Annotated in this window: 8 protein-coding genes; 4 read left to right on the top strand and 4 right to left on the bottom strand. The window is 66.9% G+C overall.

From position 1 onward, the window contains the following. From KAY22_RS18535 to KAY22_RS18520, 4 genes are all read right to left on the bottom strand, one after another. On the bottom strand, positions 1–356 hold a 356-nt coding region (locus tag KAY22_RS18535), incomplete at its 3' end, for a DUF6361 family protein (protein WP_296624772.1). Between the two features lie 4 nt (positions 357–360). Further along, positions 361–3762, bottom strand: coding sequence for a UvrD-helicase domain-containing protein (locus KAY22_RS18530; RefSeq protein ID WP_296624771.1), 3402 nt, complete (start codon positions 3760–3762; stop codon positions 361–363). Then, positions 3759–6413, bottom strand: a complete 2655-nt coding sequence (locus tag KAY22_RS18525; RefSeq protein ID WP_296624770.1) for a PD-(D/E)XK nuclease family protein — start codon at positions 6411–6413, stop codon at positions 3759–3761. The genes KAY22_RS18530 and KAY22_RS18525 overlap by 4 nt, the downstream gene beginning before the upstream one ends. A gap of 20 nt (positions 6414–6433) precedes the next feature. After that, positions 6434–6577, bottom strand: coding sequence for a hypothetical protein (locus tag KAY22_RS18520; RefSeq protein WP_296624769.1), 144 nt, complete (start codon positions 6575–6577; stop codon positions 6434–6436). Positions 6578–6700: 123 nt separating this feature from the next. Between KAY22_RS18520 and KAY22_RS18515 the strand changes: the two genes are divergently transcribed. From KAY22_RS18515 to KAY22_RS18500, 4 genes are all read left to right on the top strand, one after another. Next, on the top strand, positions 6701–7585 hold the full coding sequence (locus tag KAY22_RS18515) for a WYL domain-containing protein (RefSeq protein WP_296624768.1): 885 nt from the start codon (positions 6701–6703) through the stop codon (positions 7583–7585). 22 nt (positions 7586–7607) lie between these two features. Then, positions 7608–11111, top strand: coding sequence for a DUF3883 domain-containing protein (locus KAY22_RS18510; RefSeq protein ID WP_296624767.1), 3504 nt, complete (start codon positions 7608–7610; stop codon positions 11109–11111). An 8-nt stretch (positions 11112–11119) separates the two neighbouring features. Continuing rightward, a complete protein-coding gene (locus tag KAY22_RS18505; protein WP_296624766.1) occupies positions 11120–11611 on the top strand; it encodes a hypothetical protein in 492 nt (163 codons plus the stop codon). Beyond that, positions 11608–11981 (top strand): hypothetical protein (locus tag KAY22_RS18500; protein WP_296624765.1); only part of this gene is annotated, 374 nt, incomplete at its 3' end. The genes KAY22_RS18505 and KAY22_RS18500, both read left to right, overlap by 4 nt.

Raw genomic sequence — 11981 nt, 5'->3', positions numbered from 1 at the left:
GAACTCGGCAGCCGCTGGAGCCGTGGTCCTGCATCGCGGCCGATGATGCCGTTGGATTCACCGCCGGCTTTCAGTGCGTCGGCAAGCCGGATCTCGGTGTCGCGCGCCTCGGCGCGGAGTTGCGCCTCGGGGACTTCGCGCTTTTCCAGCGCCCGATAGAGCCAGGGAATGAACAGCATGTATCGCAGGCGCGTCTGGATGGTGCTCGTGCCCGGAAAGAGATGATCGGCGATGGAATCCCGGATCGCCCCCAGCCCCAGCTCGTCGCGGGTCTCGCGCTCCTGAAAGAGCGCCATGATGCGCTGCGCGCGCTGCCGCTCGGCTTCATCGAAATCGATCCAGGCAAGAGACGACATGGGCTCAGGCCGCCTCGCTCTCGGTCGGCTTCGTCGGCAGGACGGGAATGACGGCGCCGGAGGTCATCAGCACGATCAGTCCGCGCTCGGCGCCGGTCATGTCGAGATAGGCCCGCACCTGCGCGCGATAGTGATCGAGCGTTCCCGGCGCCGGCGTCACATCGCTTTTCCAGTCCACGACGACGGCGGGGCGGCCCTCGGCCGTCAGGGTCAGGGCATCGGCGATCCCGGCCGTTGCGGTTTCCACGCCATCGGCCGCCTGTGCGGAATAGACGGGAAATTCGGCCAGAAGATTCGGCCGCAGGGCCGCGATGTCAGGCAGAGCCAGGGTCCGGGCCACACAGGCCGCCAGTTCCTGCGCCGACAGCCCCGTCGCCGGGTCGGCGACCGGAGACTGGCCGAGGGCTCGGATGAGGTGGCCAGCCCCTTCGGTCAGGGCGGCTTCCTCCTCCTGGGTTTCGCCGGTCAGCACCTCTTCCATGAGCTTGTGGAGGATCAGCCCGCGCTCGCGGCCGCCCTGCACGAGGACGGCTGCTTCCAACTCGGGGGGCTGATCGTCGGCCGATCCCGTCCAGAGCGCGGCTTCTTCTTCCTGCAGCACGGTCCCGGCAGCGTTTTCGTCACGGCTGGGCGCGAGCCAGGTCAACCGCGTCTGCGCGGCCGCGATGGCTTCGGCTTCGGCGGCGAAGCTCGCGCGCGCCTGGGTGTTGCCCGCGCCCGCACCTGCGGCCGCGAGACCGGCAGGCAGGTGAGAGACGTCCAGGCCGGGCAGGTCGGCGAGCGACAGATCGACGAGACCGATCCAGGCCGATTTCGACGGCGTGGCGTCGAGCCGGGGCAAGACGAGGAGTTCGCGGGCGCGGGTGGCCGCGACATACCAGAGCCGGATGCGTTCGCGGTCCAGCTCCTCCTTTTCCGCCTGGCGCGCGGTTTCGTAGCCCTCGGGCACGACGCCCAGGACCGGGCAATAGAAGGTCTCGGTCTGGCGGTCGATCACGGCGCTGTCAGGCGTCATGACGCCGGTCATGGTGTTGACCGGAATGACGATCGGCCATTCCAGCCCCTTGGCCGCGTGCATGGTGAAGAGCGCGACCGCTTCCTCCTGGGCGTCGGGTCGTCCCTCGACGGCGCGGGCCTCGTCGGACCACGCCGCTGTCATCGCCTCGGCGAAGGCGCGCAAACCGCGCACGGCGTAGCCGGTCGACAGGCTGAGATAGAGATCGACATTGGCGAGCGCGCGCTCGGCCTGGCCGCGATGGCGCTCGAGGAGGAGCGGACGGACGCGCAACACGTCCACGGCCTGCGAGAGCAGCTCGTGCGGGGTCGTGCTGTTGCCGCGCCGGGAGAGCGATTGCAGCCGCTCGATGACGTCGCGCGCGAGCGGGTGCGCGATAACGGCGGGATCGATGCTGAGATCCAGACGCGGAATCCGATCCGGCTGTTCCTCCGAGCGCGGAAGTCCCCAGATGATGTCCAGCAGGTCTTCTTCGGTGAGTCCGACCAGAGGCCCGCGCAGCAGCGCGCCGAGCGCCAGCGTGTCGCGGCGGTCGGCCAGAACGCGGGTCAGCGCGATCAGATCCTGCACCTCCTGGCGGCGGAACAGCCCCTTGCCGGCTTGGGTCGCCACGGGGATGCCGCGGCGTTCCAGGGCTTCCTCATAGCGCCACAGCTCCGCGCCGGTTGGCGCCAGCAAGGCGATGTCGCCCGGCTGGCAGGGACGCTCGGCGCCGCTGCGACGGTCGATGATGGGGTGGCTTTCGATCAGCCGGGCGCACAGCTCGGCGATGGCGTCGGCTTCGGCATCGCGCTGCTGTTCGGCGCTGGCCTTGCCGTTTTCGTCGGCCACGGCGATGTCGAGAGCCGCCACGCAAAGGCCGCCCCGATCGTCATGGAACGGGTCGAGAGCGGTGAAGCCCGGCTGGCCATCGGCCGAGAGCACGGCCTCGAAGCGCTCGTTGACGAAGGTGAGGATCGAGGCGCAGGAGCGGAAGTTGGTGGAGATCGACAGAAGGCTGCCGGGGTCCTGGGCGCGGAAGGCGTCGCGCGCCTGCACATAGGCGCCGACGTCGGCGCCCCGGAAGCGATAGATCGCCTGCTTCGGGTCGCCGACCAGGAAGAGCGCGCCCGGCCGGATTTGGAACCGGGTCCAGTCGTCATCGCCATCGACCGGCTCGCCACACAGCCGCCAGAAGATTTCGGTTTGCAGGGGATCGGTGTCCTGAAACTCGTCGACGAGGACGTGGGCGAAACGCTGCCCGAGCGCGCGGCGGACGTCATCGTGGTCGCGCAGCAAGTCGCGCGCGGCGAAAATCAGATCGTCGAAATCGAGCTGGGCGCTGGCGCGCTTGTGGTCGCGATAGCGTTGCAGGATCGGACGCGCTTCGTCGATCAGCGCGGCCAGGGCATGGCCGGCGACGGCCTGCGCCAACGCGACCCAAGCGTCGCAACAGGCGGTGTAGTGGGTCTCGGCGGCGTCGTTCAGCCGGTCGCCATCGGCCTTGGAGAGACCGGCCTGTTTGGCCGTGGCGGCCCATTTGCCCTTCTTGCGGTAGGAGGCGAAGGTGCCGGTCTTGGTGCAAAGATCCGCGTGGGGCCGCGCGGTCAGGAGCCGAACGAGGCCCGCAGGCGTCGCGGGATCGGGACCGTTCGCCACGGCGGTCGCCATTTCGGCCAGCCGATCGACGATCGTCACCGTTTCCGGCTCGGCCGCCGCCGTGCCATCCATGAAGTTCGCGAAATCCGCCGTGGCCTGCCGGAACGCCGTGAGGTGGCCGCCAAGTGGAGACACGGGTGGGGCCGTGAGCGAGGGGCGGCGGCGCAGATTCTCGGCGATCTTATGGATGAGCGCCACGGTCTCGCTGGGGCTGTGCAGCACCATCTCGGCCAGGATGCCGCCCTGGCCGCCGGACAGGCGTTCGCGCAGCCAGCCATCGACAATCTCAAGGAAGGTGAGATCGGCGTGGTTGCGGTCCATGACGCCGGCGCCGGGATCGATGTCGGCTTCCGCCGGATAGGGCTTGATCAGGCGCTGGCAGAAGCCGTGGATGGTCGAGCAGGTGATTTCGTCGATCGCAGCGCTGGCGGCGGCGAGATTCTCGCGATGGGTCTGGGACAGCCCATCGGGCAGCGCCACGCGCAGCTCGGTCGCGATCGTGCCGGCCGAGAGATCGGCAACGAACTCGCGGACACGCGATAGCAGCTCGCTCGCGGCGAGTTCGGTGAAGGTGACGGCGGCGATGGAGCACGGCGCGACGCCTTCGGCCAGCATGGCGGCGATGCGGCCGGCCATGACGGCGGTCTTGCCTGAGCCCGCGCCAGCCTCGACCAGGATTGAGCGATCATGGAGGCTGATCGCATCGCGGCGCGCGCCGTCGTCCTTCAGCACCTTGGACACGCTGCTCATCATTCCGCCTCCCAGACCTGAGCGACTTCGCCAAGCCGCTCCGTGGCGGCCGGCATTTTGCGTTTGCAATAGGTGGCGCTGGCGTTGGCCGGCAGGGCGAAAGCGAGGTCGTCATAGTCGCCGCCGGTATCCGGGCCAGGCAGGGCCGCGCCTCCGGCAAGACTCGACCGTGCCGCGCGCAGATAGCCCGTGATCTCCTCGAGCACGGCCTCGGGATCGTCGAGCTGGAGATCGACGGGCTCGCGCGGGTAGAGCAGCGAGGCGCTGATGGCGACATCGTCGCCGAGGAGCGCCTTCACCGCGAAGGCATAGAGACAGCGCTGAAGCTCTCGCCCGCCATTGAGGCGGATGTCGCCGCGCGGCGGCCGTCCGGTCTTATAGTCCCGCACGAGGGCGCGCTTGCCGTCGCCCGAGATGTCGAGCCGGTCGATATAGCCGGAGATGTTGAAGCCCGTGTCGGGAATCGCGACCGGCGCGCTCGCATCCCAGGGCGTTTCCGCGTCGGATTTCGGCTCCAAGCCGCCGAAGGGCACCTCTCCGTAGGAGCGCGCGCCCGGCAGGACATCATCACCATAGGACAAGGCGCCGCCCGCCATCACGCGGGCGTCGTCGAGCGTGCGGCTCCAGATGACCGCCGGCGGAACCGGACGCTCGCTTTCCCAATCGGCGGCGACGGCTTGCGCGGCCCGCGCCACCGCGGCTTCGATGGTCTCGGCGCCGGCGGAGGCAAGACCGTCTCCGGTTTCGAGGTCGCGCAAGGCGCGGTCGAGAACCAAGTGAACGAGATCGCCGATCCCGAGCGCGTCGAGCACGAGCGGTTCGGTGCTGCTCTGCGGTTCACGCCATCCGAACGCATAGACCCACACGAAACTCAGCGGATTGCGCAGCAGGCGGCGCAGCGAGCTGGCCGACTGGGTGCGGCCGAGGATGGCGAGAACGAGCGGATGATCCGCCCGCACGAGCCCGTCATGGGGAGTAATCTCGGCCTGCCGCCAGTCGCGCCAGCAGCCCTGCGCACCGACCGCTTGCGGATCGGCTGCGAACTCTTCGGGCCGGGCCATGAGGCGGTCTGTTTCGCTGAAGGCGTGCGCCGGCGTCGCGTTGCGGCGCAGATAGGTTTCGTCGCCACGCCCGGCGAGCAGAGGGCTGCGACCCAGGAGACGCCCGTCGCTGTCGCGCCGGGCGCGCGACAGAAAGACGGTGTCGGCCGTCGTGGCGAGGATCGTCTCGAAGTCGCGGCGGTCGGCGAGGTTGACCGGCAGCGGGTCGAGCACCGGGGTCGGGATGATATGGTCCGGGATCAGCCGGTCTTCGGCGATCCCGCGCGGCCAGCGCGAGGAATTAAGCCCGAGGAGCCGCACGAAGCGGCGGGGCGAAGCCGCGAGCGCGCTGGCCGGCATCCAGGCGACGCAGACGCACGCTTCCAGTCCGTCGTCCTGCTTCAGGGTTTCCAGCGTGGCGTCGATCGAGGCGGCGGGGCCGGCGAGCAGAGCCTTGCGCCAGATCGCCAGCGCGCGGCCCTTGAGGAAGGCTTCTCCGATCTCGCTGGCGGCCTCCGATCCTTTCACAAGGGTCTCGACCGCCGTGCGCAGCGCCGCAACGTGGTCGGTGCCGTCGGGCCAGTCTTCCGGCGTCAGCCGGGCCAGCAGGCGGTTCCAGGCGCTCGGCGTCGACAGCGGCGCATCGGTTGGCAGCACCCGCAGCCAGCCTTCGGGCAGGGTCTCGAAAGGCCCGCTGTCCCGGCAGAGCGCCGCGAGGCGGCGCAGCCGCGACTGCGACAGGCCGCGAACCACGATGTCGGCCAGCGCCGCAGCCGCCTGGCCCTCGCGGGTGGCGACGGTGCGGATGCCATGGACGAAGTGAAGGTCGATGTTGGCGTCGGCGCGCAGGGCCAGGAAATGATCGTCATAGTCGGCGGGCGAGGCGGTCGCGATGGCGATCTCCGAAGCCGGGACGCCCGAGGCGAGCAGGCTGCGCGCCCAGCGCATCGCCTCAATGGCCTCGTGATAGGCCGTCGCCGCGCTGGCGGCACTGATTCCCGGCGCATGCGCCGGTGCGCGCGCGACCGTGACGCCGGTGCCGTCCAGCCATGCGGGAACGCTCCTCGGGCCGGCCGTCCATCGCACGGGGATATGGGCGGTGAGCGCCTGGAGCAGCGGCCGCCAACAGGGCGAGAGTTCGGTAAGGCCGACGATCTCCAACGGGCCGAGGACCGCCGGAGCATGACCGATACGGGCGGTTGCGGCGGTGACGATGTCGAGAGGCCGCATCATGCCGGGCGGAAGCTGGTCGAGGACGGCCGCTTCCAGGCGCGCGATGGCGGCGAGACGCGGATGATCGGCCGCGCATGCGGCAAGATCGATGCCCGCGCGCCAGGCTTTGTGGAGCGTGTCGGCCGCCGCGTCGATCATGCCGGGAAGCGCCTTGATGCTCTCCAACTCCCCCATCGGCGTGGCAGGCAAGGCCGCCTGGATGGCCGCGCGCAGGCTTTCGTCGTCGATAGGGCGGGCGAAGCCGCCCGCCAGCCGGACGGCGGCCTGCTCGAAGGACATGATCTGGAGGCCGTGGCGACCGTCACGGCCCGCCGCCAGGCGGCTCTCCCGCATGGCGAGGCGGCCGTGAACGACCAGAGTGGATCGACTCGCGACGGCCATGGTTGCCCTCCTTTCGGGTGCTACTTTTTGTTCGGACGCTGAGTCAGCGCCGAAGCGGCCGCCGTCTTCGCGGCCTTGCTGCTGCTGGGGTTGCGCAACACCTTGGCGGCGGCACTGGCCGCCCGCTTGCTGGTGACTTCGCCCTTGGAACCGCGTTTCGGCATGCCTTGCCTCCCAGTCCGTGCGCCGATCACCATTGACGGGCGCCTCTAATGGGAATAATAATTACACGGACTATGATGGATTGTCCATATAGTTTTTATGCTCACTGGCGCGAGGCGGAAGCAATGGCAGAGGCCGCAACGGCGTTGAAATGGGGGGTGGGGCGCCGGCTCGAGTTCATCGAGTTCCGGCTGTTCTGGGAGGGCTCGATCAACCGGGCCGACCTCGTTGAGGCGTTCGGCGTGTCGGTGCCGCAGGCGTCCAAGGATTTGACGCTCTATCAGGAGCGCGCGCCGGGAAACATGGAGTATGACACCCGCGCCAAGCGCTATGTCGCCGCCGAAAAGTTCGTTCTGCGCTTCCTCGAGCCGGACCCTTACATCTATCTCTCGCAGCTTCGTTCGGTCGCCGAAGGCGCCGTGCCCGCGAGCGATTCGTGGATCGCGGCGCTTCCCAGCGCCGATGTCGCGCTGACCCCCAGGCGGGACATCGACATCACGGTGCTGCGCAAGATTCTCGACGCCAGCCGCGAGGGCGTCTCGATCGACGTCTTCTACCAGTCGATGAACAAGGTGCGGCCGGACCCCATTTGGCGGCGGATCACGCCACACGCCTTCGGCTATGACGGGTTCCGCTGGCACGCGCGGGCCTATTGCCACCTTGAGCACAAGTTCAAGGACTTCTTGCTGCCGCGCATCCTCGACGTTGGTGCGAAGGGCGAGCCCGGCGAGGCCGGTGATCGGGATTGGCTCTGGAATAACTATTTCGATGTCGTCATCGGCCCGCATCCGGGACTTACGGCGAGCCAGAAGAAGGTCGTCGCCAAGGACTATGGGCTGGATCAGGGAAATGGTGTGCTCTCGGTCCGTTACGCGATGCTCTTCTATGTTTTGAAGCGTCTGGGTTTGCTTGGTGACGCCGCGAAACAGAGCGCCCATACGCAACATATCGTAACGATGAACCGCAAAGAAACTGAGGCTGCGCTTGAGAAGGCGGAGTTTCAGCTATGAGAGAATCGGGGGGTGCCGGCTAATGGCGGCAAGGCTTGAGGAAATAAAGAACGGCGCATCCGTGCGGGGCATTGCTTCGGCGCAGGCCGTGCATGTGATCTCGGTGGACTGGATCGGCGATCAGGCGATCAGCGTCGTTTTTCGCGATCACAATGGCACGGTGGCCGAGGCCGTTCTTTATCGGGACGACGAGCACCGGCTTGAGGTCGAGCAGAGCGGACGGCCATGGTCGTTCGACGCCGACGGCGCGTTGCTGCGTCTGGTGACGGAAGCCAACCGCATCAAGCTGGCGCACTATTTCGACCCGTATCTGGCGATCCACACGAGTTTGGTCGATCCGCTGCCGCACCAGATCTCGGCGGTCTATGGCGAGATGCTGCCACGGCAGCCGCTTCGCTTCCTCCTCGCCGACGATCCCGGCGCCGGCAAGACGATCATGGCCGGGTTGCTGATGAAGGAGCTGATTGCCCGCAGCGATCTCGAACGCTGCCTCGTCGTCGCGCCGGGCAGCCTGGTCGAGCAATGGCAGGACGAACTCGGCCAGAAGTTCAATCTCGAGTTCGACATCCTCTCCCGCGACATGATCGAGAACTCGCGGTCGGGCAATCCGTTCAGCGACCGGGATCGGCTGATCGTCCGCCTCGACGTGCTGGCGCGCAACGAGGAGCTTCAGGAGAAGCTCATGAGCGCGCGCGAATGGGATCTGGTTATCTGCGACGAAGCGCATCGCATGTCGGCCACCTATTTCGGCGGCGAGGTCAAATACACGCGGCGCTATCAGGTCGGCCAGAAGCTCGGTCAGGTCTGCCGGCACCTGCTGTTGATGTCGGCGACGCCGCACAACGGCAAGGAAGAGGATTTCCAGCTCTTCATGGCTTTGCTCGACGGCGATCGGTTCGAGGGCCGGTTCCGCGATGGCGTCCACTATGCCGACACCGAAGACATGATGCGGCGGCTGACCAAGGAGGAACTGCTCAAGTTCGATGGCCGGCCGCTCTTCCCCGAGCGGCGGGCGCGCACCGTCAAGTATCAGCTCTCGGAAGGGGAAGCCGCGCTCTACACCGCAGTCACCGAATATGTTCGCACCGAGATGAATCGCGTGCAGCGCTTCGCCGAAGGTGACGGGAAGAAGCGCAATAATGTCGGCTTCGCCTTGCAGATTCTTCAGCGGCGTCTCGCCTCATCGCCAGCCGCTATCTACCAGTCCCTCAAGCGCCGCCGCGAGCGGCTGGAGAACGAGCTGGGCGAAGCACGCCTTGCCGCCAAGGGCCGACGGGCCGGCGCGAGCGAACCGACGATCAACGCCGACATGCTGGGCAACATCGAGGAATATGGCCAGGAAGAGATCGACGAGCTTGAGGATCTGATCTCCACGGGCGCGACGACGGCAGAGACTGTCGAGCAGCTCGCCCTGGAAGTCGAGACGCTGAAGGGCCTGGAGACGATGGCGCTCGGCGTGCTGCGCTCGGGCGTGGATACGAAGTGGAGCCAGCTCAATCGTATCCTCGACGACGATCTGATGGTCGACGCGGCCGGCAATCGCCGCAAGCTGATCATTTTCACCGAGCCCAAGGACACGTTGCACTACCTGCTCGACAAGGTGCGGGCGCGGCTCGGCAATCCCGAGGCCGTGGAGGTGATCCACGGCGGCGTTTCGCGTGAAGAGCGGCGCAAGGTCGTCGAGCGCTTCATGCAGGACAAGGACATGCTGGTCCTGATCGCCAACGACGCGGCCGGCGAGGGTGTGAACCTTCAGCGCGGCCACCTCATGGTCAACTACGATCTGCCGTGGAATCCGAACAAGATCGAGCAGCGGTTCGGCCGCATCCACCGCATCGGCCAGACCGAGGTTTGCCACCTCTGGAATCTCGTCGCGGCCGATACGCGCGAGGGCGAAGTTTACGCGCGGTTGCTCGAAAAGCTGGAGGCTGCGCGCGAGGCGCTGGGCGGCCGTGTCTATGACGTGCTCGGCGAATTGTTCGACGGCGTGGCGCTCAAGGATTTGCTGTTCGAGGCGATCCAGTATGGCGAGCAAGAGGACGTCAAGGCGCGCCTCTTCCAGCAGGTGGATGGCGCTGTCGACCAGGCAAATCTGCTCGAGCTGCTGCGTCGCCGCGCTCTGACCAACGACACCATGCCGGAGGCGAAGGTCGAGGAACTGCGGCTCGAAATGGAGCGGGCCGAGGCGCTCCGCCTACAGCCACATCACATCCAGAGCTTCTTCGTCGAGGCGTTCCAGCATCTGGGCGGCCGGATCAAGCGCCGCGAGGAAGGGCGTTGGGAAATCACCCATGTCCCGGTGCGTATCCGCGAGCGGGATCGCCAGATCGGGACCGACGCCCCGCTTCAGACCCAATATGAGCGGATCTGCTTCGAGAAGGACAAGATCAACCAGCAGCCGGTCGCCGCCTTCGTCTGCCCCGGCCATCCGCTGCTTGAAGCGGTGATCAGCCTGATCCGCGAGCAGTATGAGCAGATCATGCGGCAGGGCGCGATCCTGGTGGACGACACCGACGCCGGTGATGCGCTGTCGGCGATTTTCCTGCTGGAGCACACGGTCCAGGACGGACGTGTCACCAGCGCCGGCAAGCCGCATGTGATTTCGCAGCGCCTCCAGTTCGCCGCGATCGACAAGACCGGAAACACCGCCAACGCCGGCATCGCACCGCATTTGAATCTGCGCCCCGCCAAACCGGAGGAGGTCGCCAGCGTGCGCGACCTTCTGGACGAGAGCTGGCTAACCACCGATCTGGAGAAGGCCGCGATCCGGTTTGCGACGGTCGAACTGGCGCAAGGCCATATCGCCGAGGTCAAGGCGCGGCGCTTGCCCGAGATCGAAAAGGTCGAGCAGGAAGTTCGCGCCCGGCTGAAGAAAGAGATCAACTACTGGGACTCGCGCGCCTTCGAGCTGAAGGAGGAGGAGCGCGCCGGCAAGAAGACGCGCGTGAACTGGCAGAACGCGCAGCGCCGGGCCGAAGACCTGGCGGATCGGCAGAAGCGCCGCATGGACCAGCTTGAACGGGAACGGTTCATCTCATCGCAGCCGCCGCGCGTGCGCGGCGGCATGATCGTCATCCCGCGGGGCCTGTTGGAATCACGTCAGACGTCAAGCGTCTCGGACCATTTCGCGGCCGACTCCCATGCGCGCCGGGCGATCGAACTGGCGGCGATGGAAGCCGTCATGGCGGCCGAGCGGGCGCTGGGCAATGAGCCGGCCGACGTCTCCGACCAGAAGATCGGCTACGACATCGCTTCCCACGATCCGAAGGCGGGGCATCTGCGCTTCATCGAGGTCAAGGGGCGGATCGACGGCGCCGAAAGCGTGATGGTCACGCGGCAGGAGGTCATCACCTCGCTGCACGAGCCGGATAAGTTCATTCTCGCCATCGTGTCGGTCGCCGCGGGTTCCGCCCATGCGCCGCGATATGTGCGCGGCCCTCTGGTGGAGCGGGAACCGTCGTTCCTCGAAACCGCGATCCAGTTTGACCTCCGACGCCTGCTGGAGCGGGCGCAAGAGCCGGCATAGGGGGCGAGATGACCGGCATTTCGGATTTTTCCATCCTGGCCCCCGTGCCGCTGGAGCACCTTCAATCCGGGCGCGCAATCGCCAGCGCCACGGGTTTCGTCGCCTTCGGATCGCGGAAGTGGGAGCTGTTTCGCAAGGTCGATGAACTGCGCGGTGGCGCGCGCGTGCCGGTCCTGATCTATCCGTCGCACGAGGACGTGGCCGCCAAGCTCAGTTTTGTGGTGTCCTGGCTGGGTTGGTATGTCGGCTGCGAGGAAAGCGGAAACGGCAAACATTCAAAGGGAATGACGCATCGCCCGCCGACGACAGCCCAATATACGTCCGACAATCAGGGCCGCTGGGCGGTGTTCTGGCACGTTTGCGATCTGCACGAGCTGCCGGCCGCGCAAAGATTGCCGATCTCCGCCATCCAGACCGTCAAGGGCGGCTGGCGCAAGACGGCCCCGCCGCGCGGACCCGAACTGGTCGCCACGCCCTCGACGCTGGAGGTGCCGCTATGAGCGGGGGCCGCCAGATCGAGACCATCCTCGCCGATCCTCCCGACTATTTCCGGTCGATCCAGGAACGGGCCATCAAGCGCTGGGACCAGCTTGAGGCGGACCCCGAGCTTGCCGGGCCTTGGCACCAGCTCTTCAAGCAGGTGCAGAGCCCCCGTCATATCCTGTCAGAGCTGCTCCAGAACGCCGATGACGCCGGCGCCAGCGAAGCGCGGGTTTCGATCGAGAACGACCGCTTCGTGTTCGAGCACAATGGCGAGGACTTCATCGAAGCCCACTTCGCCTCGATCTGCCGCTTCGGCTATTCCAATAAGCGCGCGCTGCACACGATCGGCTTCCGGGGGATCGGATTCAAGAGCACGTTCAGTCTGGG

The organism is Rhizorhabdus sp. (assembly GCF_018006725.1).
In the GTDB taxonomy this organism is placed as follows: Bacteria; Pseudomonadota; Alphaproteobacteria; order Sphingomonadales; family Sphingomonadaceae; genus Rhizorhabdus.
This window is presented reverse-complemented; position numbering and strand designations above follow the sequence as displayed.